The organism is Hydrogenophaga sp. FW305-3-2-15-A-LB1 (genome assembly GCF_058787875.1).
Genome location: NZ_JBYTAE010000060.1, coordinates 1 through 26,509, shown reverse-complemented (window position 1 = coordinate 26,509; position 26,509 = coordinate 1). Strand labels below are relative to the sequence as shown.

Below are 26,509 nucleotides of genomic sequence, written 5' to 3'. Positions count from 1 at the left end.
CCGATCTCTCGGAAGCCTCAAATTATAGCCGGTTTTTGGACCGTTTCAGGCGGCTTGCACCGAACGCCACAAGGTTTTGCCTTTGCTCGCCTTGTCCAGTTCGGCCAGCACCCCTTCGTGGGCCTGGCTTTCCTGCTCGTTGGCCAGCAGCACCGGCAGCTCGAAGCGGCTCAGGTCCAGCGCCTCGGTCTGCCCGTCCTCGCCCGGCGCATCGCCCAGGTCCATGAGCAGCGCGTCCTGGCCGCGCGTCATGTTGATGTAGACGTCGGCCAGCAGCTCGGCATCGAGCAAGGCGCCGTGCAGCGTGCGGCCCGAGTTGTCCACGCCCAGGCGGTCGCACAGGGCGTCGAGGCCGTTGCGCTTGCCAGGGAACATTTCCTTGGCCATCACCAGGCTGTCGGTCACCTGGCCCAGGATGGTGGTGATGGGCGGGTGGCCCAGGCGCTCCATTTCCTTGTTGAGGAAGCTGATGTCGAACGGCGCGTTGTGGATGATCACTTCCGCGTCGCGCAGGTAGTCCAGCAACTGGTCGGAAATGGCCGCGAACTTGGGCTTGTCGCGCAGGAACTCGTTGCTGATGCCGTGCACCTTGAGCGCGTCCTCGTGGCTGTCGCGCTCGGGGTTCACGTAGAAGTGCAGGTTGTTGCCGGTGAGCTTGCGGTTGAGCAGCTCGACGCAACCGATCTCGATGATGCGGTCGCCGTTCTCGGCCGACAGGCCCGTGGTTTCCGTGTCGAGGACGATCTGGCGCATCAGTGGTTTTCCTTCGCGTGGTTGATCGAGTACTTCGGGATCTCCACCGTGAGGTCCTTCTGCGCCACGATGGCCTGGCACGACAGGCGCGAGTTGGGCTCCAGGCCCCAGGCGCGGTCGAGCAGGTCTTCCTCGGTCTCTTCCAGCTCGTTGAGGCTGTTGAAGCCTTCGCGCACGATCACGTGGCAGGTGGTGCAGGCCGCGCTCATGTCGCAGGCGTGTTCGATGTTGATCTTGTTGTCCAGCAGGGCTTCGCAGATCGAGGTGCCCGCGGGCGCCGTGATGCTGGCGCCCTGGGGACAGTATTCGGGATGGGGCAGGATCTTGATCGTGGGCATGGGGACGTTGTGTTTTCAGACTTCTTCGAGTTTCTTGCCAGACAGGGCCTGCTGGATGCCCCGGTTCATGCGCAGCGCGGCGAAGGGCTCGGTGGCTTTGGCGAGTTCGGTCGTGGCGTTTTCGATCGCGTTGGCGTCGTCGCCCTGCGCGGTGGCCGCCAGAGCCGCCATGAGGTCGTCGATCTGTTGGCGTTCGGCGGGTTGCAGCAGGTCGGCGTCCGCGGCCAGCGCGGTGCGCGTGGCGGCGATCATGCGGTCGGCGTCCACGCGGGCCTCGACCAGCGCGCGCGCCTGGATGTCCTGTTGCGCGGTGGCGAAGCTGTCCTGCAGCATGGCGGCGATCTGCTCGTCGCTCAGGCCGTAGGCGGGCTTCACGTCCACGCGGGCTTCCACGCCGCTGCCCTGCTCTTTCGCGCTCACCGACAGCAGGCCGTCGGCGTCCACGGTGAAGGTCACGCGGATGCGCGCGGCGCCGGCCACCATGGGCGGGATGCCGCGCAGCTCGAAGCGCGCGAGGCTGCGGCAGTCGGCCACCAGATCGCGTTCGCCCTGCACCACGTGCAATGCCAATGCGGTCTGGCCGTCCTGGTAGGTGGTGAAGTCCTGCGCCAGCGCGGTAGGGATGGCGCTGTTGCGCGGCACGATGCGCTCGACCAGGCCGCCCATGGTCTCGATGCCCAGCGACAGCGGGATCACGTCCAGCAGCAGCAGGTCGCCGTCGCGGCTGTTGCCGGCAAGCGCGTTGGCCTGGATGGCGGCGCCCAGCGCCACCACTTCGTCCGGGTTGAGGTTGGTCAGCGGCTCGGTGCCGAAGAACTCGCCCACCGTGCGGCGGATCACCGGCATGCGGGTCGAACCACCGACCATCACCACACCTTGCACCTCGTCCTTGGCCGTGCCGGCGTCGCGCAGCACCTTGCGCACCGCGGTCATCGTGCGCGCGGTGAGCGCGGCGGTGCAGGCCTCGAAATCGCCCGGCGTGACCGCTTGTTCGATGGCCTGGCCCGCCACGCTGGCGCGGAAGGTCTCGCTCGCGGCCGACGACAGCGCCTCTTTCACGCGACGCGCCTCGGCATGCACGGCGGCCCGCTCGGAGGCATTGAGCTCGGCACTCACGCCCTGCTGGGCCAGCACCCAGGCGGCCAGCGCCTGGTCGTAGTCGTCACCGCCCAGGGCCGAATCGCCGCCGGTGGCCATCACCTCGAACACGCCCTTGGTCAGGCGCAGGATGGAGATGTCGAAGGTGCCGCCGCCCAGGTCGTAGATGGCGTAGACGCCTTCGGAGCCGTTGTCCAGGCCATAGGCGATCGCGGCGGCGGTGGGCTCGTTGATCAGGCGCAGCACGTTGATGCCCGCGAGCTGGGCCGCGTCCTTGGTGGCCTGGCGCTGCGCATCGTCGAAGTACGCGGGCACGGTGATCACCGCGCCATACAGGTCGTCGTCGAAGCTGTCCTCGGCGCGAAAGCGCAGCGTGGCCAGGATCTCGGCGCTGACTTCCATCGGCGTCTTGCGGCCGGCCACGGTCTCCACCACGGCCATGCCGTCCTGCTCGACCACGGTGTAGGACAGCTTGTCCACGTCGGCCACCTGCGCACGGCGGCGGCCCATGAGGCGCTTGACCGAACTCACGGTGTTCGCCGGGTCCTGCACCTGCGCGGCCAGTGCCTCGAAGCCGATCTGCCGGCCCGAGCCACCCTGCGCGGGGTCGAGGTAACGCACCACGCTGGGCAGGATCACGCGGCCATCGACCGCCGGCAGGCATTCGGAGACGCCGTGGCGCACAGCGGCCACCAGCGAATGCGTGGTGCCCAGGTCGATGCCCACCGCCACGCGCCGCTGGTGCGGGTCGAGCGACTGGCCGGGTTCGGAGATCTGCAGAAGCGCCATGGGTCAACGGTCATTCATAAGGGGGAACCGGCTATTGTCCCAGCAGATCGAGCCGGTTCTCCACATCGCTGGCAAAGCGCTCAACGAACATAAGGGCTCTGACCTGTTGGGCCAGCGCGGGCCAGTCCCGCAGGTCGTCGGCCGTGGTCTGCAGTTCCTGCAGCATCGCGCGCCGCGCGGTGGCCACGTCGTCGGCCATGCGCTCCAGATCGTCCTGGCCTTGGGCCTCGTCCAGGTCTTCGCGCCACTGCATCTGCTGCATCAGGAAGGCGGCGGGCATGGCGGTGTTGTTCTCGGCCTGGATCGGCGCGCCGTGCAGTTCGCACAGGTAGGCCGCGCGCTTGAGCGGGTCCTTCAGGCGCTGGTAGGCCTCGTTGATGCGCACCGACCACTGCATCGCCTGGCGCTGGGTCTGGGCATCGGCGGTGGCGAAGCGGTCCGGATGGGCTTCGCGCTGCAGGTCTTTCCAGCGCGCGTCGAGCGCGGCGCGGTCCACCGCGAAGCGCGGGCTCAGGCCGAAGATCTCGAAGTCGTTTGATTGCAAATTCAGGTTCATCGCGTGAAAAAGCCGCCAGCACTGGACAGCACGGGCGGCTTGGTGGGGGAACGCAGCATCAGATGCGGAAACTTTCGCCGCAGCCGCAACGGTCGCGCTCGTTCGGGTTGTTGAAGCGGAAGCCCTCGTTGAGGCCTTCGCGCACGAAATCGAGCTGCGTGCCGTCGATGTAGGCCAGGGCCTTGGGATCAACCAGCACCTTCACGCCGTTGTCCTCGAACACCACGTCTTCCGGCGCGATCTCGTCGGCGTACTCCAGCTTGTAGGCCATGCCGGAGCAGCCGGTCGTCTTCACGCCCAGGCGCACACCCACGCCCTTGCCGCGTTTGGCGATGTAGCGGTTGACGTGCCTGGCGGCGGCTTCAGAAATCGAGATGGCCATGGGAACGCGGTGCTCCTCAGTTGACGTGTTTCTTGCGGTAGTCGTCCACCGCCGCCTTGATGGCGTCTTCGGCCAGGATCGAGCAGTGGATCTTCACCGGCGGCAGGGCCAGTTCTTCGGCGATCTGGCTGTTCTTGAGCGCGGCGGCCTGGTCGAGCGTCTTGCCCTTGACCCACTCGGTCACCAGCGACGACGAGGCGATCGCCGAGCCGCAGCCGTAGGTCTTGAAGCGCGCGTCCTCGATCACGCCCGTGGTCGGGTTGACCTTGATCTGCAGCTTCATCACGTCGCCGCAAGCAGGGGCCCCCACCATGCCGGTGCCCACCGAGTCGTCGCCCTTTTCGAAGGAGCCGACGTTGCGGGGGTTTTCGTAGTGGTCAACAACTTTTTCTGAATAAGCCATGGTGTCTTCTCCTTCAATGCGCTGACCACTGGATGGTGGACAGGTCGATACCGTCTTTGAACATTTCCCACAGCGGGGACAACTCGCGCAGCTTGGCCACGTTTTCCTTGATGGTGGCGATCGCGTAGTCGATTTCTTCTTCGGTCGTCCAGCGGCCGATGGTCATGCGCAGGCTGCTGTGCGCCAGTTCGTCGCTGCGGCCCAGGGCGCGCAGCACGTAGCTGGGCTCCAGGCTGGCCGAGGTGCAGGCCGAGCCCGACGACACCGCCAGACCCTTGATGCCCATGATGAGCGACTCGCCTTCGACGTAGTTGAAGCTCATGTTGAGGTTGTGCGGCACACGGCGCGTTTCATGGCCGTTGATGAACACCTCTTCCACGTCCTTGAGACCCGCGACCATGCGGTCGTGCAGGGCCTTGATGCGCTGGTTCTCTTCGTGCATCTCGGCCTTGGCGATGCGGTAGGCCTCACCCATGCCCACGATCTGGTGGGTGGGCAGCGTGCCCGAGCGCATGCCGCGCTCGTGGCCCCCGCCGTGCATCTGCGCCTCGATGCGGATGCGCGGCTTGCGGCGCACGTAGAGAGCACCGATGCCCTTGGGGCCGTAGGTCTTGTGCGAGGTCAGGCTCATCAGGTCGACGGGCAGCGTCTGGAGGTCGATGTCGACCCGGCCGGTGGCCTGCGCGGCGTCCACGTGGAAGACCACGCCCTTCTCGCGGCAGATCGCGCCCAGGGCCGCGATGTCCTGGATCACGCCGATCTCGTTGTTCACGAACATGACCGAGGCCAGGATGGTGTCGGGGCGGATCGCGGCCTTGAAGGCTTCCAGGTCGACCAGGCCATCGGCCTGCACGTCGAGGTAAGTGACTTCGAAGCCCTGGCGCTCCAGCTCGCGCATGGTGTCGAGCACGGCCTTGTGCTCGGTCTTCACCGTGATGAGGTGCTTGCCCTTGGTCTTGTAGAACTGCGCCGCGCCCTTGAGCGCGAGGTTGTTGGACTCGGTCGCTCCGCTGGTCCAGACGATTTCGCGCGGGTCGGCGTTGATGAGGGCGGCGACCTGCTCGCGCGCGGTCTCCACGGCCTTCTCGGCCTCCCAGCCCCAGGCATGGCTGCGCGACGCCGGGTTGCCGAAATGTTCACGCAGCCAGGGAATCATGGCGTCCACCACCCGCGGATCGCAGGGGTTGGTGGCGCTGTAGTCCATGTAGATGGGGAAGTGCGGAGTGCTCATGGAAGGACGGTTCGTGGGCTTGTCGGTGAAAAGAGGTGGCGGCGGGGTCGAGCGCCCCGGTCAGGCCGGGTTCATTTCGAGAACGCGGCGCCTCCGAGGGCAAAGACCGAGTTGGGGGCGTTCACGCGGATCGGCTTGACCACCGGCGCGCTGGAAATCGCCCGCTTGATCAGGGGTGCGTTCTCCACCACCACGCCCTTGGCGAGCTGCTCGTCCACCAGCGACTGCAAGGACACCGAGTCGAGGAAATCGACCATCTTGGCGTTGAGCTGCGCCCACAGTTCGTGCGTCATGCAGCGGTGGCCTTCGCCCAGGCAGTTTTCCTTGCCGCCGCATTGGGTGGCGTCGATGGGCTCGTCCACGGACACGATGATGTCGGCCACGGTGATGTCGGCCGCCTTGCGGCCCAGCGTGTAGCCGCCGCCGGGGCCACGGGTGGATTCCACCAGTTCGTGGCGGCGCAGCTTGCCGAACAGCTGTTCCAGATAGGACAGCGAAATCTGTTGCCGCTGGCTGATAGCCGCGAGCGTGACGGGACCATTGTTCTGGCGCAGGGCCAGATCGATCATGGCGGTGACCGCGAAGCGGCCTTTGGTCGTGAGGCGCATATTCAAGCTCCTTGAGATGTTGGCTTGACCGTCGTGGCATGGTCCAACGGGTAAGAACCCCCTGAACCCCTTCTCCACCCACCCCGATCCGTTGCGGATCTGTTATCGAAGGCTTTCCCGACTGTTTTCGTCGAGTATACCTCAAAAGCCTAGTGTTTTGCTCAGCATTTTACTGGTAAACCCTTCCCCCGTTCCCCGGAGGCACCAGTTCGGTGCTCAGGGAATGTTGTCGGTACCCGGGGCACCGAACACCTGGGCCTTGAGGTGGGCGAGTTGGTCGCGCACGCCGGCGGCCTTTTCGAACTCCAGGTTGCGGGCGTGTTCGAGCATGAGCTTTTCCAGCCGCTTGATCTCGCGCGCCACGTCCTTCTCGCTCATCTCCTCGACGCTGGCGCGCTGGGCGCTCTCGGCGGCCAGGCGATCGGCCTCCCGGCCCGCCTTCTCGCTGTAGACCCCGTCGATCAGGTCCTTGATGCGCTTGTTGATGCTGCGCGGCTCGATGCCCATGGCCAGGTTGTGGGCGATCTGCTTGTCGCGCCGGCGCTGGGTTTCGTCCATCGCCCGCTTCATCGAGTCGGTGATGCGGTCGGCGTACAGGATGGCCTTGCCGCCCAGGTTGCGCGCGGCGCGGCCGATGGTCTGGATCAGGCTGCGCTCCGAGCGCAGGAAACCTTCCTTGTCGGCGTCCAGGATGGCCACCAGCGACACCTCGGGAATGTCCAGCCCTTCGCGCAGCAGGTTGATGCCCACCAGCACGTCGAAGGCGCCCAGGCGCAGGTCGCGGATGATCTCCACCCGTTCCACGGTATCGACATCGCTGTGCAGATAGCGAACCTTGACGCCGTTTTCCGTCAGGTAGTCGGTGAGCTGCTCGGCCATGCGCTTGGTCAGCGTGGTGATCAGCACGCGTTCGTTTTTCTCGACGCGGATGCGGATTTCCTGCAGCACGTCGTCCACCTGGTGGGTGGCCGGGCGCACCTCCAGCTCCGGGTCCACCAGACCGGTGGGGCGGACCAACTGCTCCACCACCTGGCCGGCGTGGGTTTTCTCGTAGTCGGCCGGCGTGGCGGAGACGAACACCACCTGCCGCATGCGCTGTTCGAACTCCTCCAGCTTGAGCGGTCGGTTGTCCAGCGCGCTGGGCAGGCGGAAACCGTATTCCACCAGCGTGGTCTTGCGAGCGCGGTCGCCGTTGTACATGCCGCCGAACTGGCCCATGAGCACGTGGCTCTCGTCCAGGAACATCACCGCGTCCTTGGGCAGGTAGTCGGTCAGGGTGGACGGCGGCTCGCCCGGGGCGCTGCCCGCGAGGTGGCGCGAGTAGTTCTCGATGCCCTTGCAGTGGCCCACCTCGCTGAGCATCTCCACGTCGAAACGGGTGCGCTGCTCCAGCCGCTGGGCCTCTACCAGCTTGCCCTCGCCCACCAGCTGCTTGAGCCGGTCGGCCAGCTCCAGCTTGATGGCCTCCACCGCGTGCAGCACCTGCTCGCGCGGCGTCACGTAGTGGCTGCTGGGGTAGACGGTGAAGCGCGGGATCTTCTGGCGCACCTTGCCGGTGAGCGGGTCGAACAGCTGCAGCGTCTCCACCTCGTCGTCGAACAGCTCGATGCGGATCGCCATTTCCGAGTGCTCTGCAGGAAACACGTCGATGGTGTCGCCGCGCACGCGGAACTTGCCGCGCGAGAAGTCCTGCTCGTTGCGCGCGTACTGCATGCGCACCAGCTGGGCGATCAGGTCGCGCTGGCCGATCTTGTCGCCGGTGCGCAGCGTCATCACCATCTGGTGGTAGCTCTCGGGCTTGCCGATGCCGTAGATGGCCGAGACCGTGGCGACGATCACCACGTCGCGCCGCTCCAGAATGCTCTTGGTGCAGCTGAGCCGCATCTGCTCGATGTGCTCGTTGATCGCGCTGTCCTTCTCGATGAACAGGTCGCGCTGCGGCACATAGGCCTCGGGCTGGTAGTAGTCGTAGTAGCTGACGAAGTACTCCACCGCGTTCTTCGGGAAGAACTCCCGGAACTCGCTGTAGAGCTGCGCGGCCAGCGTCTTGTTGGGCGCGAACACGATCGCCGGGCGGCCCAGCCGCGCGATCACGTTGGCCATGGTGAAGGTCTTGCCCGAGCCGGTCACGCCCAGCAGGGTCTGGAACACCTCGCCGTCGTTCACCCCCTCCACCAGCTGGCGGATGGCCTCGGGCTGGTCACCCGCTGGCGGGTAGGGCAGGAAGAGCTCGAACGGGGAACCGGGAAACGTGAGGAACTCGCCCTCGGGGGGCGCGTCGCTCACCCCTTCAATCAGCGGGTCTTTCGGCGTCGGAGGCAGGGTCGTCTGGGGCATCGGACGATTGTGCCGGATGGTCGCTTTCGGCGCTGGCGCCCGGGGGGCGCGGGCGGCGCACGCCGGGTTTGGCCAGGATTTCCACGTAGGCCTGCGCCCCACCCTCGCGCGCCACGGCGTCCAGCTGGCCGATCAGGGCGGAGAGGTGCACCACCTCGGCGGTTTCCTTGGTGGCGCCGAGGCGGCAGTCGAAGTCCAGGAAATCGGCACCCTCGGGCAACTCGCGGCGGCGCTCGCGCTTGAGGTATTTGCGGATCTCGTGCTTCACGGCTTCCAGCACGCGATCGCGGTGACGGCCTTCTTGGGTCAGGGGGAAGATTTTTCTCATGGAGGGCGCGATTATGCGCGCCGGGGTATCCTGCCCCGCGATGACCTCCCGAGAACACCACCCCACCCCCAGCAAGGACGAGATCGCCCTGCTCGCCCCGTTCGAGCAGTTGCGGCTCGACCGCATCACATTGGTGAACACCGCCGCCCAGGCCCGAGAAGCCTGCGCCGCCCTGCGCGACCACCGCGCCTGGGGCTTCGACACCGAGTCCAAGCCCACCTTCTTCAAAGACCAGATGTCCGACGGGCCGCACATCGTGCAGCTCGCCACGATGCAGCACGCCTGGGTGTTCCAGCTGCACGAACCCGACTGCCGTGCCCAGGTGGCCGCGCTGCTGGCCGACGGCGGCCACACCAAGGCCGGCTTCGGCCTGGGCGACGACACCCGGCGCATCGTGGCCAAGCTCGGCGTGGAGCCCGGCGGCGTGCTGGAACTCAACACCGTGTTCCGCGAACGCGGCTACCGCAAGGACATGGGCGTCAAAGGCGCGATCGCGGTGCTGTTCAACCAGCGCTTCATCAAATCCAAGAAGGCGGCCACGTCCAACTGGGCCAACCCGCGGCTGACGGAAGCCCAACTCATCTACGCCGCCAACGACGCCTGGGGCGCCATGCGCGTGCACCACGCGCTGGGTCTGGGCTGAGTTTCAGCGCCGCCGCAATGGCGTGAGCAGTTCGCTCAGCCCGTTGTGGTCGATCTCCCGCATCAGCGCCAGCAGGCGGCCGATCTCGCCGGGCGGAAAGCCTTCGCGCGCGAACCAGTGCAGGTAGTTGCCCGGCAGGTCCGCGATCACGTGGCCCTTGTATTTGCCAAAGGGCATTTCCACGGTGACGAGGCGTTCGAGGTCTTCGGGTTTCATACCAGGGAAGTGGATCGGTCCAGCCAGGCGCGCACGCAGGCGTTGAATTCGGCCGGCTTCTGGCGCATCACCCAGTGGCCGGTGTCCAGCGCGAGCACCTCGCAGCCCGGCGCGCGGGTGAGCTGGTCCAGCCAGCGCTCGGAATGGAACATGAAGGGCTTGCGCCGCCCATAGATGAACAGCGCGGGCATGCCCACGCCCAGCAGCTTGTCCACACGGCCCACGCCGCGCAGGCCGCCATGGGCGCCGAACCAGCCCATGGCATACGGGTAGTTCATCTGCCAGCCGATGCGGGACGGTTCGTTGCGGCAGCCGATGGTGCGCGCCATGTAGCGCGTCATGCGGTTCGCCAGCCAGGGCCACCACGGCCCGATTTTCCAGGCCACCGCGAGCCAGATCTGGTAGCCCGCGATCATCCGTTTTTCCTTGCCACTCAATCCCCTGAGGTAGGCGCCCGAGCTGGTGTCGCCGATGTCCACGCCCACCACGCGGGCGACCCGGTCCGGGTGGCGCGCGGCGAACTCGTAGCCGAAGAAACAGCCCCAATCGTGCACCAGCAGCGTGACCGACTGGTGCGGGCTGACCGCGTCGACGATCTTGCGGATCAGGCCGGTCATGGCGTCCACCGACGCCGCCCTGGGCGGTTTGGCCAGGTCGTAGCCCGGCAGGCAGAAGCGCACACAGCGGTAGCCCTCGCGCAAGGCCACCACGGTGCTGTCCCACAGGGCCGGGGTGTCGGGCCAGCCGTGCAGCATCACCACCGTGTGCGGGCCCTCGCCTTCCACCACCACATCCACGTCATCGATCTGCAAAGCTTCCTTCATGAGCGAGAGCCTCCGGCGGTTGGGTGGTGAATGGGCAGCGCGCATCGTACTGGAATGGAACACCCGGCGTCAGGGAAATCCCGGGCGTGCGGGCGGCGCGGCGGGCGTTCATGATGGCCGGCGAACCCTTTGCTCCCCCGCACCGCCGAGACCGACATGAACCCAGCATCCGCCCCCACCTCTTCCTACGCCCAGGGCCCGCAGAGCCCGGCCCTGCACGACATCACCATCGGCGAGGCGCTGGCCCGCGCCGCCCACCAGTGGGGCGAGCGCGAAGCCCTCGTGATCCCGCACCAGAACGTGCGCTGGAGCTGGCGCGAGCTGCTGCAACGCAGCGACGCCGTGGCCGCCGGCCTGCTCGCGCTGGACCTGCAACCCGGCGACCGCGTGGGCATCTGGGCACCCAACTGCGCCGAATGGACGCTGATGCAGTTCGCCACCGCGCGCGCCGGCCTGATCCTGGTCAACATCAACCCCGCCTACCGCGCCAGCGAACTGGCCTACGCGCTCAACAAGGTCTCGTGCAAGGCCCTGGTGCTCGCGCCCGCGCTCAAGACCAGCAACTACATCGAGATCCTGCGCAGCCTCGCCCCCGGGCTCGACGCCGCCGCCCCCGGCCAGCTCCATGCCCAGGCCCTGCCGCACCTGCGCTGGGCGATCCGGCTCGGCCAGGAAAAAACCGCCGGCATGCTCAATTTCGACGACCTGCCCGCGAAAGCCGGCGACGCCCAGCGCGCGCAACTCGCGGCCATCGGCCCCCGGCTCGCGCCCACCGACCCGATCAACATCCAGTTCACCTCGGGCACCACCGGCTTCCCCAAAGGTGCCACGCTGACCCACCGCAACATCCTGAACAACGGCTTCTTCGTCGGCGAGGCCATCCGCCTCACGCCGGAAGACCGCCTGTGCATCCCCGTGCCGCTGTACCACTGCTTCGGCATGGTCATGGGCAACCTCGCCTGCGTCACGCACGGCTGCGCCATGGTCTACCCCTCCGAGGCCTTCGACCCCGCCGCCGTGCTGCAGGCCGTGCAGGCCGAGCGCTGCACCGCGCTCTATGGCGTGCCCACCATGTTCATCGCCGTGCTCGACCATCCGCAGTTCGGCGCCACCGACCTCTCCAGCCTGCGCACCGGCATCATGGCCGGCTCGCCCTGCCCCATCGAGGTCATGAAGCGCGTGCAATCGCTGATGAACATGCGCGAAGTCACCATCGCCTACGGCATGACGGAAACCTCCCCGGTCTCCACCCAGAGCGCGGTGGACGACCCGGTGGACCGCCGCGTGTCCACCGTGGGACGGGTACAGCCCCACCTGGAGGTGCAGATCGTCGACACCGACAACCGCGCCGTGGCGCGCGGCCTGGTGGGCGAACTCTGCACGCGCGGCTACTCGGTGATGCAGGGCTACTGGGACGACGCCGAAAAAACCCGCGAAGCGATCGACCCCGAGGGCTGGATGCACACCGGCGACCTCGCCACCATGGACGCCGAGGGTTACGTCAACATCGTCGGCCGCCTGAAAGACATGGTGATCCGTGGCGGCGAGAACGTGTACCCGCGCGAGATCGAGGAGTTCTACTACCGCCACCCCAAAGTGCAGGACGTGCAGGTGGTCGGCGTGCCCGACCCGCGCTTTGGCGAGGTGCTCTGTGCCTGCGTCGTGCTCAAGGCCGGCGAGAAGGCCACCGTGCAGGAGCTTCAGGACTTCGCGCGCGGCCAGATCGCCCACTACAAGGTGCCGGCCTACATCGAGTTCGTCGACGCCTTCCCCATGACCATCACCGGCAAGATCCAGAAGTTCCTGTTGCGCGAGGCCATGGTCAAGAAACTCGGCCTCAAGGCGGCAGCAACGGCCTGACTAGCGCAGCAGGGTCAGCGCCAGCCCGGCCAAGGCGCACACCCCCAGCAGCGGCATCACGCCCCACTTGAGGCGGAACAGCGCCACCAGCGCCAGCAACGTGATGACCGCCGAAGCAAGGTCGAACGGCCCGCCGAAGCCCTTGGGCCACCACACGTGGTACGCGAAGAACAGCGCGAGGTTGAGGATCACCCCCACCACGGCGGCGGTGATGGCCGAGAGCGGCGCGGTGAAGCCCAGCTTGCCGTGCGTGGCCTCCACCAGCGGGCCACCCGCCAGGATGAACACGAACGACGGCAGGAAGGTGAAGAAGGTCACCACCGTCGCCGCGAGCGCCGCGCCGAGGAACAGCGCGTCCGGCCCCAGCACGGACTTTGTCCATCCACCGACAAACCCCACGAAGGCCACCACCATGATGAGCGGGCCGGGCGTGGTCTCGCCCAATGCGAGGCCATCGATCATCTGCGCGCCGGTGAGCCACTGGTGCGTGTCCACCGCGCCTTGGTACACGTAGGGCAGCACCGCGTAGGCCCCGCCAAAGGTGAGCAGCGCCGCCTTGGTGAAGAACCAGCCCATCCGGGCCAGCGTGCCCTCCCAACCCTGCGTGGCCACCAGCGCAGCCATGCCCAGCAGCCACAGCGCCAGCCCCACGCCAAGCACGTTCGCCAGATGGCGTTTCGAGAAACGCGCGTGCGCCGGCGTGGGCGTGTGGTCGTCGATCAAGGCCGGCCCATGGCCCGCCGCCTGGGCACCGTGGCCACCGCCCAGCGCGAAGACCTGGGGCCAGCGCCGCGCGCCGAAGTGGCCGATCAGGCCGGCGGCCAGCACGATGGCGGGGAACGGTGTGTCGAACCCGAAGATGGCCACGAAGGCGGCGGCGGCGATGCCCCACATCCAGGGGTTGCGCAGCGCGCGCGTGCCGATGCGGTGCGCCGCGTGCAGCACCAGCGCCGTCACGGCCGGCTTGATGCCGTAGAAGATGCCCGCCACCACCGGCACGTCGCCAAAGCGCAGGTACACCCAGGACAGTCCGATCAGGATGAACAGGGAGGGCAGCACGAACAGCGCGCCGGCCACGATGCCGCCCCAGGTGCGGTGCATCAGCCAGCCGATGTAAGTGGCGAGCTGCTGCGCCTCGGGGCCGGGCAGCAGCATGCAGTAGTTCAGCGCGTGCAGGAAGCGGCGTTCGCTGATCCAGCGGCGGCGCTCCACCAGCTCGGTGTGCATGATCGCGATCTGCCCGGCCGGCCCGCCGAAGCTGATGAAACCCAGCTTGAGCCAGAAGCGCAGGGCCTCGCCAAAGCCGACGGCGGCGGGGGGTTCGAGGGTGGCGGGTTCGGGCATGGGAACTGGAGTGGAGCGACCGCCCGCAATGTAGCCCATCCCCTTGAAACCGCTGTGACGGCCCGCCTCTATTTCGCCAGCATCCACGCCACCGTCTGGCCCACCACCTCGGCTTCGATGCCGTTGAAGCCGTGGTGGCTCTGCGCCTCGCAGGGGTCGCCCCGCGTGACGCCGCCGGTCACACCCATGGCCTGCGAACGCGGTGCGTGGGTGAGCTTGCCCATCAGCGCCGGCACTTCGCTGTAGGGACAGTGCGAACAGGCATCCTGCTGGTGGTGCACCACCAGCACGGGCACACGCAGCCGATCCAGCGCCATCGCGGGCACGGGCCGGCCACGGGGGTCGCTGAGAATGGTCGAGGTGAGCACCACGCCGTCCGGACCCTGGGGCGCGTCCAGGCTGATGGCCACGTGCGCCGCCGACTGCGTGCCCCGGCTCGTGCCCACCAGCCACACCGGCACCTTCGCCGTCTCGCGCAGCCAGGCGATGACGGCCTGAACATCGACCACATGGTCAGCTTGCTGGCGAAACCCGCTGAGGTACGGAGGGCGCTGCTTGTCCGAAGGCGCGTCCACCACCGCGACCGTCACGCCCTGCTGCGCAAACAGCGCGCGCGATCGCACCAGGAAGTTGCCGCCACCCCAGCGCAGCGAGCCATCGTTCTGGATCTGCAGGCCGCCGTGCCCACCGGCCAGCAGCACCGCCGCCGCCCTGGCGCCCGGCACCTCGGTGAGCAGCAGGCGCTGCGTCACGCCGGGGCGGGTGGGCAGCTCCACCACCCGCTCGACCACCTGCGCATGCAAATCTGTGTGCCACAGAACAGCGCCAATGATCAACAAGGGGATGCGCATGAAGGGCCTCGTGCAAGTGAAGTCATATTCGCCACGGACAGGCCCGTTGTCGAGTGATATTTCACACGAAAGACCTCGCAAGCTCTGATACGCTGGCAGGGCGCCACCCAAAAGAAGAGGGAGCCCCTTGACGACCGCTGCACCCCGCGACCGAGTTCTGACCTGGATACTGCCGCTGCTGCCCGCGGTGGTGGCCTTGGTGTTGCTGGTTCTCTCGCTGCTGCTGGCCGAGATCATCGTGGCCAAGGAACTGGAACAGCGCGCGGGCACCCGTGTCGAGCAATCCGCCCAGCTGTACGCGGACCAAATTTCGCGCTCGCTGGCCCGCCGCACCGTCGAACTCCAGCTGCTCGGCGAAATGGCCCGGGCCGACATCCACACCGACACCTGGCGCGATCAGATACAGCGCCTGAAGATCAGCACCAACAGCTACGTGTGGATCGGTGTGACCAATGAGCACGGCGAAGTGGAAGTGGCCAGCGATCGCCTGCTCGAAGGCACTTCGATCGCCCATCGCGGGGTGTTCACCAACGGCCGGGACGGCCTGTGGTTCGGCAGCCTGCACCCGCCGGTGGCGCTGCGCGACCCCCTGAGCAAACGGGGTCTGCAGGTGCCGGAAGAGCTCGCCGACATCGCCATGCCCGTTTACGACACCCAGGGGCTGACCCGTGGGGTGATCGCCGCGCACCTCGACGCCCGCTTCTTCGACCAGTTGCGCCAGCAGGTGCTGGGGCCGCCAGAGGTCCGCCGGTCCCTGAACCTGGCCCTGGTCGACGCCGACGGGCGCGTGCTGATCGGGGAGCGGCCGACGGTGACCGACAGCGAATGGAACGTTCTGCTGACCGGCCCTGAAGAAGACGCCCACACCGTGCAGGACGACAAAGGCAGGCACTACCTCCTCTCGCACGTGGCCATTCAGCCCCGGGACTCGGAACTGCGCACCCCATGGCAGGTGGTCGGCTACCAGCCGCTGAGCGCCGCGGTCGAGCCCGTGCGCCAGCTCGAGCGCAGCCTGCTGACCTGGGGCGGCATCACCACGCTGCTGCTGGGCCTGGCCGGTTTCGCGATCTCGCGCCACCTGGCGCGGCCTTACAGCCAGTCCGAGCAACACCTGCGCGAACAGGGCGAGGTGCTGAGCGCGGTGATCAACTCCGCGAGCGATGCGGTGATCAGCGTGGATCTGCAGGGGCGCATCAGCCTCTTCAACCCCGCCGCCGCCCGCATCTTCGGCCACCCCGAGAGCAGCATGATCGGGCAGCCACTGGACGTCCTGCTGCCGGAGATGCAACGCGCCCAGCACCTCGGACACCTGCAGCGTTTTGCGGAATCCCACACCACCACACGCCCCATGGGTGTGGGGCGCGTGACCGGCCTGCGGGCCGACGGCCAGACGCTGAATCTCGAAGCCTCGATCTCGCAGATCACCGTGCGCGGCAACAAGGTGCTCACCGCCATCCTGCGCGACGTGACCGAGCGCGTGCGCGCCGAGCGCGCCGTGGCGCAGTACCAGCTCGAGCTCTCCGAACTCACGCGCCGCCTGCTGCATCAGGAAAAACAGACCACGCGCCGGCTGGCCCAGATCCTGCACGACCAGCTCGGACAGACGCTGGGCGCGATCCGGCTGTCGTTCGACGCGCTCACGGGCATGATCCCGCTCGGCCTGCCCGACAAGGCCAAAGAGCGCGCCTTCAAGCTGGGCAACATGATCGACACCGCCAACACCGAGGTGCGCCAGGTGCTGGTGGAGCTGCGTCCACCGCTGCTGGATGAACTCGGCCTGCAGGCGGCGCTGGAAAACGAGGTGCACACGCGCACCCCCGATGCCGAGCCGGTGGCGCTGCTGCTGAAAATCTCGCCCACCGCAAGCGACGTGCGCTGGCCCGCCGACGTGGAATACGCCGCCTTCATGGTGGCCCGGGAAGCCCTGGCCAACGCCGTGATGCACGCCAACGCGAGCCAGGTGGTGGTGCGTGTCGATGGCGAAGCCGAGTGGTTGCACCTTCAGGTGACCGACGATGGCAAAGGCCTGACGCCCAAGATGGCCGCTGGCCGGCCCGGGCACCTCGGCATCGTGGGCATGCGCGAACGCGCGCTGGCCATCGGTGCGCGCATGGAAGCCAAGGGCCTGCCCAAAGGCGGCACCGTCATCTCTCTCACCTGGGGAACCCCACCGGCCATCCCCCCCGGAGAACCGTCACCCGCAAGACCCTGATTGCGCCACCTTGAGACTGCCATGAGCGACATATACCTGGTAGACGACCACGCGATGATGAGGGACGGCCTGCGCGCGGTGCTCGAAGGCGCCGGGCACCACGTGGTCGGCGAATCGGACCAGCCCACCCCCGCGCTCGCCGACATCGTGCGCCTGGTGCCCACCGTGCTGTTGCTCGACCTGCACCTGTCCCACCGCTCCGGCTTCGAACTGCTCGAACAGCTGCAGCGGCGCAAACTCAGCACCCGCACCATCCTGCTGACCATGTCGGCCCAGCCCAGGCACGTGGCCGAAGCGATGCGCCTGGGCGCCTTCGGCTACGTGCTCAAGGGCTCGCCCTCGCGGGACGTGATCGACGCGGTGGCGGCGGTGAGCGAGGGCCGCAAGTACCTGGGCATCGGCGTGGCCGAGCTGGCGGTCGAAGGACTCATGGGCGACGCCCCGCCCAGCAGCATCGAATCGCTCTCGGCGCGCGAACAGCAGGTCATCCTGCTCGTGGTGCGCGGCCTGACCAGCGTGGCCATCGGCGAACAGCTGCACCTCTCGCCCAAGACGGTCGAGTCCTACCGCAGCCGGCTCATGGCCAAGCTCGGCGTGAGCGACCTGCCCGCGCTCGTGCGCCTGGCCATCCGCGAAGGCCTGATCAGCGCCGAAGACGACTGAGGACTTTCGCACAGGCGCCCTGGGCTTGCGGGTGATTCCGCCCCGCACCGTCCAGTTTTCCCCGCAGGCACGCGCCCCGATGCGCTGCACAGTCTCTGCATGGCGGCGCGGCTTCTCGCGTCCAGCCGACAGGAGCCTGAGATGACCGTTTCCCTCCCCGCGCCGCTCGACACCCAGCCCCTGCAGGTGCTGGTGGTCTGCCCGCGTGGCGAATACCTGGACACGGTGCGGGGCCTCGTCGGCGACTGGATGCGCAGCACCCAGATCTACTGGACGGTTGACCCCGTCGCCGCCCTGCGGCGCGCGCAGCAATCGCCCCCGGCCCTGGCCATCCTGGACGCCCGCATCGACCGCGCCAGCGGCTGCATGCTCAGCCGCGAACTCGCGCTCGCCCACACCGACTTCGACGTGTTGAGCTTCGACGACCCCGGCGCCAACTGCGTGCAGTGCCAGCCCAGCACCTGGCACTGGTCCGAACTGCCCCGCGCCATCGGCTGGTGGGTGCAACGCCACCTGGTGCTCGCGCCCCCGGCCCACTGAACCTGCGCCCGCACTAGACTCCGGTATGCACAGCGGCTACCGGGTGTTGGTGACAGGGGGATACGGCTTCTTCGGCAGCCGCCTCGTCGAGCGCCTGGCGCGGCTTGAAGGCCTGAGCATCGTGGTCGCGGGCCGGCACGCGGCCTCCGCGCAAGCCCTGGTTCAAACGCTCCAGGCCTCCGCCGCCGCGGAGCTTCATCCCGCGGCGCTGGACGTCCATACCCCCTCTCTCGAACAGGCCCTGGCGCAGTGGACCCCGGATGTGGTGGTGCACACCTCGGGCCCCTTCCAGGGCCAGAACCACCACGTGGCCGAGACCTGCATCCGCCACGGCACGCACTACATCGATCTGGCCGACGGCCGTGACTTCGTCGCCGGCATCGGCGCTCTGGACGCCTCGGCCAAAGCGGCCGGTGTGCTGGTGCTCAGCGGCGCCAACTCCGTCCCCGCGCTGTCGGCCGCGGCGGCGGACCACCTCAGCCGAGGCATGGCGCTGGTGCGCTCCATCGACATCGGCATCAGCCCGGGCAACCGCACCGAGCGCGGGCTCTCCACCGTGCAAGGCATCCTGAGCTATTGCGGGCAAACCATCGCGCACGCCGACGGCCGCAGCGAACTCGGCTGGGGGCGGTCGTACCGCCATCGGTATGGCGCACCGGTCGGGGCGCGGCTGCTCTCACCCTGCGAGGTGCCCGACCTGAGCCTCCTCCCAGCGCGCTACCCGGGCGCACCCACGGTGCGGTTCGGCGCGGGCCTGGAGCTGGCCTTCCTGCACCGGGGCATGAACCTCATGGCGCTGGCCAGGCGCCTGGGCCTGGTGCGCGACTGGTCGGCCCACGCCAGGCTGCTCACCCGCGCGGCGGACCTGTTCAAGACCTGGGGCAGCGATGCCGGGGCCATGCACGTGCGGGCCAAAGGGGTGGACCACCGGGACCAACCCATCGCGCGCACCTGGGAACTGATCGCTACCGAGGGCCACGGGCCCTATGTGCCCACCCTCGCGGCCTGGGCCCTGGTGAAGAAACTGGCGGCCGGCGAGCAGTTGCCGATCGGCGCCCGGCCGTGCACCGGCCTGCTGTCCCTGGAGGACTTCGATGAAGCCGCCACCGGCCTGCGCATCACCACGCGGGTCGAGGAGGCATGACGGCGCCGGTTTCAGCGGAACACGCTCACCGCCTCCACCAGCCGCTTCGTCTGCTGCTGCAGGCTTTGTGAGGCGGCGGCACCCTGCTCCACCAGGGCCGAGTTCTGCTGCGTCACCTGGTCGAGGTGGCCCACGGCCTGGCTCACCTGCTGGATGCCGCCGCTCTGCTCGATCGTGGCCGCGCTGATCTCGCTGATGAGGTCCGACACGCGCCGCACCTGCTGCACGATCTCGTCCATCGTCTTGCCCGCGTCGTCCACCAGTCGCGTGCCGGCCTCCACCTTGCCCGCGCTGGCGCCGATCAGCTGCTTGATTTCCTTGGCCGCCTCGGCGCTGCGCTGCGCCAGGCTGCGCACCTCACCGGCCACCACCGCGAAGCCCCGACCCTGCTCACCGGCCCGAGCGGCTTCCACCGCCGCGTTCAACGCCAGGATGTTGGTCTGGAAGGCGATGCCGTCGATCACGCCGATGATGTCGCTGATCTTGCGCGAGCTCTCGGTGATCTCGCTCATGGTGTGCACCACCTGGGACACTGCATGGCCGCCGCGCGAAGCCGCGTCGCTGGCCGTGCCCGAGAGCTGGTTGGCCTGGCTGGAGGTCTCGGCGTTCTGGCGCACGGTGGCGGTCATCTGCTCCATGGACGCCGCCGTCTGCTGCAGGCTGGACGCCGCCTGCTCGGTGCGCTGGCTCAGGTCGTTGTTGCCCTGGGCGATCTCGGTCACCGCCGTCTGCACCGTCAGCACCTGCTGGCTCACGTCGTCGATCAACCAGCGGAACATCAGGCCCAGCTGGCTGATGGTGCGCATGGTCATGCCGATTTCGTCCACCCGGTCCATATGCGCCACCTTGTGGGTGTCGCCCGTGGCCACGCGCAGGGCCTGCTCGCGCAGGTACTCCAGCGGGCCGGCCAGCTGCGATTCGAGGAACCAGCCCGCCAGGCCCACGCCCACGGCGGACAGGCCGGCGAACTCCGCCCAGGCCATCCCTTCCATGCCAAGCACCCGCGAGCCACCCACCAGCGCGGCCAGCAACACCGCCAGCGGCAGGCGGATGCGGCTGCGCACGCCCATGGTCTTGAACACGGTCGTCAGCCCCATCAGCCCGGTGCGCAGCAGCAGGCCCTTGTGCAGCTTCAGGTGGCGGGCGCGGCCCTCGCGCATGTCGGCGTAGAGCCGCTCGGCGCCGGCAATCTCTTCGCGGCTGGCCTTGGTGCGCACCGACATGTAGCCCACGGTCTGGCCGTTGCGAATCACCGGCGTGGCGTTGGCCCGCACCCAGTAATGGTCACCGTTCTTGCGGCGGTTCTTCACCAGGGCCGTCCAGGGCTCACCGCCCTTGAGCGTGGCCCACATGTCGGCGAACGCCTCCTTGGGCATGTCCGGGTGCCGCACCAGGTTGTGCGGCTGGCGCTGGATCTCCTCCAGCGTGAAACCGCTCACGTCCACGAACGCTGCGTTGGCGTAGGTGATGTGGCTCTGGGTGTCGGTGGTCGACATCAGCGTGGCATTGTCGGGGAACTCGTATTCACGCTGGGTAACGGGAGAGTTGACGCGCATGGCGGATACCTTGAATGTGTGGACAGATGTCTGCTGTATCGACGCCCCCGGGGCCGTCTTGTGTGGGGAAACCATGTCTTTTTTGCTCACCCCGGCCCGCCCGCTTGCGCTAAGCTCCCGTTCATCGGCCCCCCAAAGCCAGCCAGCCCAAGGAGACACCCATGAGCCCATCGAGCTTGCGCACGGTCCTGGTGTTCAGCGCGGAAGACCAGGCCTGGATCCGCCGCACCCCCATCACCGTGCCCGCCTTCTGGCAAGGCCACTCGGTGCAACCGGCCCAGGGCGACCTGGTCCGCCTGGGTGGCCGGCAATTCCTCATCCGCGGCCGCGTGTGGGAACACGACGGCGAAGGCCCCATCCTCAAGCTCTACATGGGCGACGCCCACGCCCAGAGCGACACCACCCTCGGCTAAACCACGCTCGGACCAACCGGAACGCTTCCATGCCCATCGAACTCTGGCTCGCCTTCGTCGCCGCATCGGCCGTCATGCTGATCATCCCCGGCCCGACCATCCTCACCGTCATCAGCTACTCCATGGCCCACGGCCGGCGCGCCAACGTGCCGCTGGTGGCGGCCGTGGCGCTGGGCGACTCCACCGCGCTGGCGGTCTCGCTGCTCGGCCTGGGCGCGCTGCTCGCCACCTCGGCCTTCTGGTTCACCCTCATCAAATGGGCCGGCGGCCTGTACCTCATCTACCTGGGCGTGAAGCTGCTGCGCGCGGGTATCTCGTCCACCGAGCTGGCCGCCCCGCCCGCGCCGCAATCGCGCTGGCGCCTGTTCGCCAACACCTACCTGGTGACCGCGCTCAACCCCAAAGGCATCGTGTTCTTCGTGGCCTTCCTGCCCCAGTTCATCAGCCCCTCGGTGCCGGTGGGCCCGCAGCTGTGGGTGCTGGCCATCACCTTCGTGGTGCTGGCCACGCTCAACGCCACGCTGTACGCCGTGTTCGCGGCCTCGGCGCGCCGGGTGCTCACCTCGCCGCGCGCGCAGCGGCGCTTTCACCTCGCGGGCGGCTCGCTGCTGACGGCGGCCGGCGTGTGGGCGCTGATGGCCCGGCGCGCGGCCTGAATCAACGAACGAGCGGGCAGGCTCAGGCCGCGACGGCGATCGACTCCGTGTAGATGAAGCTGTTGCACGCCGCCACGAAGGCCCGCGGCGTCTGCCGCGCGCCAAAGCCGTAAACCCGCAGACCCTCGCGCCGCAGGCAGAAGGCCAGTGGTGTGAGGTCGCTGTCCGACGACGCGAGGCACACCCCGTCGAACTGGCCCGTGTTCGCCAGCGACATCGCGTCCAGGCTGAGCACGATGTCGGCGGCGTTCTTGCCCATGGCGTAGGGAAAGAGCTGCACCGGCTCGATCGCGTTGTGCAGCAGCACATTCTTGCAGCGGCTCATGCCCGGCCGGGACCAGTCCGCATACGCACGCTTGACCGCCAGCACGCCATAGCTCGCGGCGCGCAGCAGGATGGGACGGGTGAGTGTGTAGGAGACGTTTTCCGCGTCAAACAAGACGGCGAGTCTCTGTTGCTTGTGCTGCAGCCGAGGCATGTGGTGGCTTCCCTGTTCGTTGGTGAACAGCCGCCGCCCTGGATAAGGGCGGCGGCCTGAACGGGGTGAGAACCGGAAACGCTGGGCAAACCGGTAGGCCTTGCGGCCTCCCGTCCAGGCCGCCAAAAAGGCATAGGTCTGGAACGACAGAGGCCATTTTCCTTGCCAGGTTCACGGCCTCCGCCTACGTTTGCAGGTTCTCACACCCGGCTCACCTTTTTCGTGAGCGGAAAAGACTTTATGCCAATCCCCGCAGGTGCGGCGGACTGTTTCATTGTCAGATCGGCTGCAACTGGACGTTCGACGAGCGGTCCGCAGCAAGCCCCCTTTCGCAAAAGCGAGCTTGAGCGAAAATCCAGGTCGAGGCCAATAACCGCCGTCAACTTCACCGACCATGTGTTGATCGTTATCGAGGGCACCTCATGCACATTGCCATCCTGACTTTTGAGGGCTACAACGAGCTTGACTCTTTTGTGGCCCTCGGCATCTTGAATCGCGTCAAGAAGCCTGGCTGGCGCGTCTCGATCGCCAGCCCTTCTGCCAAGGTGCGCTCCATGAACGGTGTGGTGGTGGAAGCCCAAGCCACGCTGCAGGACGCGGTCAGCGCGGATGCGGTCCTCATTGGAAGCGGGCTCCTCACACGGGAGGTCGTCGCCAACCCGGTGCTGATGTCACAACTGAAGCTGGACCCATCACGGCAACTGCTGGCGGCGCAGTGTTCTGGCACCCTTGTCCTTGCCAAACTCGGTCTGCTCCAAGGCGTTTCCGCCTGCACCGACCTGACCACCAAACCATGGGTGCAAGAGGCCGGCGTGGACGTGCTCAATCAACCCTTCTTCGCACGCGACAACGTCGCCACGGCGGGCGGCTGCCTGGCATCGCCTTACCTGGCCGCATGGATCATTGCGAGGCTTGAAGGTGTCGAGGCTGCCGAGAGCGCACTTCATTACGTTGCACCTGTGGGCGAGAAGGACCAGTTCGTTTCACGGGCGATGAGCAACATCCTCCCATTCCTGTCAGCCAAGGCACTCGAATCTGCTTGAGCCTCGCCAGGCCTTGAAGGGCTGCAACGGTCCGGCGGCGAATGCCCACGACTAGCTGGCCTGATCGGCGAACCCGAATGCTGAAAGCGTTGCTATCAACGTGAACAAGGCGGCTGCGCCGATGCTCAAGTAGTCGTGCTGCTCTGGCGGCAAACCAAAGGCGAAGAACGGAAGAACCGCCAGGATTAGACCGGCACCAATAACGCCGCCAAAGAAGAAGATGGAGAAAACGCGACCTGCGTTTCGATGAGCTATGTGCACCTTCGACTGCACGATGAGAAGGCCGAAGAAAAAAGCCCAGAGCATGGCTGCCGACGCCACAGCCAACCCCCATCGTTGGAGTGCACTGAGCGCCGTGATGTTATTTCCCGCGACGGCGAGAACAAGCGACGCGATACCGGCAATGTTTCCAATGAGAGAGAGCGTGTCAGGCGGGCTGTCCTTGTCGTGTGGGTACATCACTTTCTCCCGGAGTGGCTTAACCGATAAGCAATTGTCCATGATTGCAAGCGGCTGGCGACCCACCTTGATGGGTGGCCGCTCGCCAGCTGCAAGGCTAGACTTCAGGAATCGGCCAGGAGCCGACACTGGAGTGCCAAGTTAAGACACCTCCAGGCCCGTTGGGAAATGCTGAACAAGAGATCGAGCAGCTGCTTGCTCAGCACTTGCCCGCCGCTCCTGTGATGTTGGGAGTCGTTGCGGCTTGCTTTGCGGTCTCGCTGTTCGTGAGCCTGCCGAGTATCTGGTTAGCCTCACTCTCGGTACTAGGTGGCGTGGCCGCTTCAAACGGAAGGAGGCCTTCGGCAAGGCCCCTCCGCACCGCTCAAAGCACCTGGCAAGCCTGCTCGAAACTCAACCTCGCATTGCGGTCGAACACCTTGCCGTCCCCGTACCCGAGGTTGATCAGGAAGTTCGCGCGCCAGCGCCCGTCGGGGAAGAACTCGGCGTTCACCTTGGCCAGGTCCACGCCGCTCATGGGTCCGCAGTCCAGGCCCAGCGCGCGCGCCGCGATGATGAAGTACGCCCCGCCCAGCGTGCTGTTGCGGGTGGCCGTGGCTTCGCTCAGCGCGGGGTTGCTCTCGAAGTTTTCCTTCGCGCCTTCACGGTGCCACACCTGGGGCATGAACTCGTGGAAGCGGGTGTCGGCACACACGATGACCGTGACCGGCGCCACGCGCGTCTTGTCCAGGTTGCCCGGCGAGAGCGCGGGCAGCAGGCGCGCGCGCGCCTCGGGCGTCTTGAGGAACACGTAGCGCGCCGGCTGCGTGTTCATCGAGGTCGGCCCCATGCGGGCGATGTCGTACACCTGCTTGAGCAGCTCGTCGGGCACGGCCTTGTCGAGGAAGGTGTTGGCGGTGCGCGCCTTGAGGAAGATCTGGTCGAGGGCTAACGCGTCGAGGGTCATGGTGTGAGGCAGAAAGTAGAAGAAGAAAAACTCAGTCCAAACTGATGTTGGCGGCCCTGATGAGACCGGTCCATCGTTGCACGTCCCGTGCCAGCATGGTCTTGGTGTCGGCCACGCTGATTTTCATGGGCGAACCGCCCGCCTTGCGGAAGGTTTCCTGAAGCTCGGGCGTGGCGATGATTTTCGCCAGTTCGGTGCGCAGCCGCGCCAGCACCTCGGGCGGGGTCTTGCTGGGCGCGAAGTAACCGAACCACGATTCCAGCTCGAGCTTGACGGTGCCGGACTCGTTGATGGTCTGCACCGTGGGCTGCATGGGGTTGCGTTCGGCGCTGGAGACCGCGATGGCCTTGAGCTTGCCGGTGTCCACGTGCGCGCGGGTGGTGGGCGTGAGGTCGAAGAACAGGTCCACGCGGTCGCCGAGCAGGTCGGCGTACGCCGGCTGCGCGCCCCGGTAGGGCACATGCACGATGTCCACGCCCGCCAGGCTCCACAGCGCCGCGGCGATCACGTGCTGACCCGAGCCGTTGCCGGCCGAGGCGTAGGTGAGCTTGCCGGGGTTGGCCTTGGCGTAGGCCACCAGGCCGGCCAGGTTGTTGAACGGCAGGCTGTTGCGGCCGAGCAGCGTGTAGCTGTAGCTCACGGCCAGCCCCACGGGTTCGAAGTCCTTGAGGCTGTCGTACGAAAGGTTCTTGTACAGGCCCATGTTCAGGACCATGTTCGACACCGAGCCGGTGAGCAAGGTGTAGCCGTCGGGCGCGGCCTTGGCGGCGGCGTCGGTGCCCACCACGGTGCCCGAGCCGGTGCGGTTCTCCACCACCACAGGCTGGCCCAGCGGCTGGGCGAGGCGGTCGGCGAGCGCGCGGCCCACGAAGTCGAAGCCACCACCGGGCGGTTGCGGCACGATCACGCGCAGGGGCCGGTTGGGGTAGTCGGCCTGCGCCCAGGCGCCGGCCGGGGCCAGGGAAGCGAGTGCGGCGGCCGGCACGGCGGCGAGCAGTTGGCGGCGAAGCGGCGAAGCCGGTCCCCCGCACGTCGGATCGAGTGCGTTCATGTCTTGTCTCCTTGTTGTGGTGTCTGGCGCGGTTGGACGGCGGCCCGCGCCCGCCGCATGAAACTCAGCCCGGGTTCACTTCGCGCTCCAGCTCGCCGCCGGCCAGCCAGCGCGCGCCACGGCGGTAGAGCTCGTCCACCTCGTGGCCCTTGAGCATGGGCATGTCCATCTTCACCGTGTAGCCGATGCGGGTCTGGATGTAGGCCAGGTGGCGGTAGCCCTCGGGCATCCTGGCCAGGGCTTCCTGGTCGAGCGCGAGCACGGCGGTGGAATCGATCGGGTCGATGCGGTCTTTTTCGTAGATGGGCTGGCGGTGCAGCAGCTTCCACTCGCCTTTTTCGCGCACCACGAAGTCGTAGAAGCGGCCGGTGCAGACCACGTCGCACATCACGGGGCCGTTGGCGCCGTCGACCATGCCGCGCTGCGAGATGGTCATCTTGGTCTGCGCGATGGCGCGGTCGCCCGCCACCTCGATCGCCGAGCCGCCCAGGAAGTGCAGGATGCTCACGCCCTTGGCCCAGCCTTCCTGCGTGACGCGGATGAAGTCGGCGAACGGGCCCTGGAACCAGGTGGCCATCATCACGCCCCGGGGGTGCCACACGGTGGCGAAGCGCTCCCAGTCGCCGGCGTCGCGCCACACGGCCCAGCGCTCCACCATCTGCCGGATCAGCAGTTCGTCTTTGAGTTGTTGTTCGATCATGGCTTGTCTCCTAGGGAAGGTCTGCACAACCTCCGCTGTGCCTGCGTGATGTGAGACATTGACGACATGAAACAAATGAGCCTTGGC

29 protein-coding genes are annotated in these 26,509 nt (G+C 67.2%); 9 read left to right on the top strand and 20 right to left on the bottom strand.

Translation table 11 applies throughout. The features are described from left to right. Positions 1-45 precede the first annotated feature (45 nt). From dnaQ to AC3WPZ_RS18380, 10 genes are all read right to left on the bottom strand, one after another. Positions 46-753 carry a DNA polymerase III subunit epsilon gene (dnaQ, locus tag AC3WPZ_RS18425; RefSeq protein ID WP_382158552.1) on the bottom strand — a complete coding sequence of 236 codons (708 nt, stop codon included), beginning with the start codon at positions 751-753 and terminating at the stop codon, positions 46-48. Further along, positions 753-1,091 (bottom strand): ISC system 2Fe-2S type ferredoxin, encoded by a 339-nt coding sequence (gene fdx, locus AC3WPZ_RS18420; protein WP_382158553.1) that lies wholly within the window; start codon positions 1,089-1,091, stop codon positions 753-755. Before fdx ends, dnaQ begins: the two co-directional genes overlap by 1 nt. Before the next feature lie 15 nt (positions 1,092-1,106). Further along, entirely contained in the window at positions 1,107-2,978 is a 1,872-nt protein-coding gene (gene hscA, locus AC3WPZ_RS18415; RefSeq protein WP_492440877.1) for a Fe-S protein assembly chaperone HscA, read from the bottom strand. 31 nt (positions 2,979-3,009) lie between these two features. Further along, the gene (gene hscB / locus AC3WPZ_RS18410; RefSeq protein WP_382164001.1) at positions 3,010-3,528 is read right to left on the bottom strand and encodes a Fe-S protein assembly co-chaperone HscB; all 519 of its coding nucleotides are present in this window, start codon (positions 3,526-3,528) and stop codon (positions 3,010-3,012) included. A gap of 64 nt (positions 3,529-3,592) precedes the next feature. Beyond that, the gene (iscA, locus tag AC3WPZ_RS18405; RefSeq protein ID WP_066272849.1) at positions 3,593-3,916 is read right to left on the bottom strand and encodes an iron-sulfur cluster assembly protein IscA; all 324 of its coding nucleotides are present in this window, start codon (positions 3,914-3,916) and stop codon (positions 3,593-3,595) included. A gap of 16 nt (positions 3,917-3,932) precedes the next feature. Beyond that, complete coding sequence (gene iscU, locus AC3WPZ_RS18400; protein ID WP_382324333.1) at positions 3,933-4,319, bottom strand: Fe-S cluster assembly scaffold IscU; 387 nt, start codon at positions 4,317-4,319, stop codon at positions 3,933-3,935. 13 nt (positions 4,320-4,332) lie between these two features. Beyond that, entirely contained in the window at positions 4,333-5,550 is a 1,218-nt protein-coding gene (locus AC3WPZ_RS18395; protein ID WP_382158559.1) for an IscS subfamily cysteine desulfurase, read from the bottom strand. A gap of 71 nt (positions 5,551-5,621) precedes the next feature. After that, positions 5,622-6,158 (bottom strand): Fe-S cluster assembly transcriptional regulator IscR, encoded by a 537-nt coding sequence (gene iscR / locus AC3WPZ_RS18390; protein ID WP_066272853.1) that lies wholly within the window; start codon positions 6,156-6,158, stop codon positions 5,622-5,624. Between the two features lie 216 nt (positions 6,159-6,374). Then, a complete protein-coding gene (gene uvrB, locus AC3WPZ_RS18385) occupies positions 6,375-8,495 on the bottom strand; it encodes an excinuclease ABC subunit UvrB (RefSeq protein WP_444691235.1) in 2,121 nt (706 codons plus the stop codon). Further along, positions 8,449-8,823: a DUF6172 family protein gene (locus tag AC3WPZ_RS18380; RefSeq protein WP_444686384.1), complete on the bottom strand. Its 375-nt coding sequence runs from the start codon at positions 8,821-8,823 to the stop codon at positions 8,449-8,451. The genes uvrB and AC3WPZ_RS18380 overlap by 47 nt, the downstream gene beginning before the upstream one ends. A 40-nt stretch (positions 8,824-8,863) precedes the next feature. On the opposite strand from AC3WPZ_RS18380, the gene AC3WPZ_RS18375 reads away from it, so the two are divergent. Then, the gene (locus AC3WPZ_RS18375) at positions 8,864-9,466 is read left to right on the top strand and encodes a 3'-5' exonuclease (protein WP_492440875.1); all 603 of its coding nucleotides are present in this window, start codon (positions 8,864-8,866) and stop codon (positions 9,464-9,466) included. 3 nt (positions 9,467-9,469) lie between these two features. On the opposite strand, the gene AC3WPZ_RS18370 is transcribed toward AC3WPZ_RS18375, so the two are convergent. Further along, a complete protein-coding gene (locus tag AC3WPZ_RS18370; RefSeq protein ID WP_291118552.1) occupies positions 9,470-9,682 on the bottom strand; it encodes a DUF3820 family protein in 213 nt (70 codons plus the stop codon). Continuing rightward, positions 9,679-10,506: an alpha/beta fold hydrolase gene (locus AC3WPZ_RS18365; RefSeq protein ID WP_382326831.1), complete on the bottom strand. Its 828-nt coding sequence runs from the start codon at positions 10,504-10,506 to the stop codon at positions 9,679-9,681. Before AC3WPZ_RS18365 ends, AC3WPZ_RS18370 begins: the two co-directional genes overlap by 4 nt. A gap of 156 nt (positions 10,507-10,662) precedes the next feature. Between AC3WPZ_RS18365 and AC3WPZ_RS18360 the strand changes: the two genes are divergently transcribed. Continuing rightward, the gene (locus AC3WPZ_RS18360; RefSeq protein ID WP_492440873.1) at positions 10,663-12,366 is read left to right on the top strand and encodes an AMP-binding protein; all 1,704 of its coding nucleotides are present in this window, start codon (positions 10,663-10,665) and stop codon (positions 12,364-12,366) included. Here the strand turns inward: AC3WPZ_RS18360 and chrA are convergent, their stop codons facing one another. Together chrA and AC3WPZ_RS18350 are read right to left on the bottom strand one after the other, a co-directional pair. Then, on the bottom strand, positions 12,367-13,710 hold the full coding sequence (gene chrA / locus AC3WPZ_RS18355) for a chromate efflux transporter (RefSeq protein ID WP_492440871.1): 1,344 nt from the start codon (positions 13,708-13,710) through the stop codon (positions 12,367-12,369). Positions 13,711-13,778: 68 nt separating this feature from the next. Next, positions 13,779-14,561, bottom strand: coding sequence for an alpha/beta hydrolase (locus tag AC3WPZ_RS18350; RefSeq protein ID WP_492440868.1), 783 nt, complete (start codon positions 14,559-14,561; stop codon positions 13,779-13,781). 127 nt (positions 14,562-14,688) lie between these two features. Between AC3WPZ_RS18350 and AC3WPZ_RS18345 the strand changes: the two genes are divergently transcribed. The 4 genes from AC3WPZ_RS18345 (at position 14,689) to AC3WPZ_RS18330 (ending at position 19,120) form a co-directional block, all read left to right on the top strand. Continuing rightward, entirely contained in the window at positions 14,689-16,773 is a 2,085-nt protein-coding gene (locus AC3WPZ_RS18345; protein WP_382324322.1) for a PAS domain S-box protein, read from the top strand. Between the two features lie 21 nt (positions 16,774-16,794). Continuing rightward, entirely contained in the window at positions 16,795-17,436 is a 642-nt protein-coding gene (locus AC3WPZ_RS18340; RefSeq protein ID WP_382158573.1) for a response regulator, read from the top strand. A gap of 141 nt (positions 17,437-17,577) precedes the next feature. Continuing rightward, on the top strand, positions 17,578-17,976 hold the full coding sequence (locus tag AC3WPZ_RS18335) for a hypothetical protein (protein ID WP_492440866.1): 399 nt from the start codon (positions 17,578-17,580) through the stop codon (positions 17,974-17,976). 25 nt (positions 17,977-18,001) lie between these two features. Then, complete coding sequence (locus tag AC3WPZ_RS18330) at positions 18,002-19,120, top strand: saccharopine dehydrogenase family protein (protein ID WP_492440864.1); 1,119 nt, start codon at positions 18,002-18,004, stop codon at positions 19,118-19,120. An 11-nt stretch (positions 19,121-19,131) separates the two neighbouring features. On the opposite strand, the gene AC3WPZ_RS18325 is transcribed toward AC3WPZ_RS18330, so the two are convergent. Further along, positions 19,132-20,676 carry a methyl-accepting chemotaxis protein gene (locus tag AC3WPZ_RS18325; RefSeq protein WP_492440862.1) on the bottom strand — a complete coding sequence of 515 codons (1,545 nt, stop codon included), beginning with the start codon at positions 20,674-20,676 and terminating at the stop codon, positions 19,132-19,134. 161 nt (positions 20,677-20,837) lie between these two features. On the opposite strand from AC3WPZ_RS18325, the gene AC3WPZ_RS18320 reads away from it, so the two are divergent. Next, complete coding sequence (locus AC3WPZ_RS18320; protein WP_382324316.1) at positions 20,838-21,089, top strand: hypothetical protein; 252 nt, start codon at positions 20,838-20,840, stop codon at positions 21,087-21,089. 29 nt (positions 21,090-21,118) lie between these two features. Continuing rightward, a complete protein-coding gene (locus AC3WPZ_RS18315; protein WP_444686375.1) occupies positions 21,119-21,745 on the top strand; it encodes a LysE family translocator in 627 nt (208 codons plus the stop codon). Positions 21,746-21,767: 22 nt separating this feature from the next. Here the strand turns inward: AC3WPZ_RS18315 and AC3WPZ_RS18310 are convergent, their stop codons facing one another. Beyond that, positions 21,768-22,184, bottom strand: a complete 417-nt coding sequence (locus AC3WPZ_RS18310; protein ID WP_382158584.1) for an NYN domain-containing protein — start codon at positions 22,182-22,184, stop codon at positions 21,768-21,770. A 461-nt stretch (positions 22,185-22,645) separates the two neighbouring features. Between AC3WPZ_RS18310 and AC3WPZ_RS18305 the strand changes: the two genes are divergently transcribed. Beyond that, the gene (locus AC3WPZ_RS18305) at positions 22,646-23,266 is read left to right on the top strand and encodes a DJ-1/PfpI family protein (RefSeq protein ID WP_382158586.1); all 621 of its coding nucleotides are present in this window, start codon (positions 22,646-22,648) and stop codon (positions 23,264-23,266) included. Positions 23,267-23,317: 51 nt separating this feature from the next. Here AC3WPZ_RS18305 and AC3WPZ_RS18300 read toward each other — a convergent pair whose 3' ends face one another. From AC3WPZ_RS18300 to AC3WPZ_RS18285, 4 genes are all read right to left on the bottom strand, one after another. Next, complete coding sequence (locus AC3WPZ_RS18300; RefSeq protein WP_382158588.1) at positions 23,318-23,725, bottom strand: hypothetical protein; 408 nt, start codon at positions 23,723-23,725, stop codon at positions 23,318-23,320. Between the two features lie 364 nt (positions 23,726-24,089). Further along, positions 24,090-24,671, bottom strand: a complete 582-nt coding sequence (locus AC3WPZ_RS18295) for a malonic semialdehyde reductase (protein WP_492440858.1) — start codon at positions 24,669-24,671, stop codon at positions 24,090-24,092. Between the two features lie 31 nt (positions 24,672-24,702). Beyond that, the gene (locus tag AC3WPZ_RS18290; RefSeq protein WP_444686369.1) at positions 24,703-25,722 is read right to left on the bottom strand and encodes a Bug family tripartite tricarboxylate transporter substrate binding protein; all 1,020 of its coding nucleotides are present in this window, start codon (positions 25,720-25,722) and stop codon (positions 24,703-24,705) included. 64 nt (positions 25,723-25,786) lie between these two features. Beyond that, positions 25,787-26,422, bottom strand: coding sequence for a nuclear transport factor 2 family protein (locus AC3WPZ_RS18285; protein ID WP_492432196.1), 636 nt, complete (start codon positions 26,420-26,422; stop codon positions 25,787-25,789). Positions 26,423-26,509 lie beyond the last annotated feature (87 nt).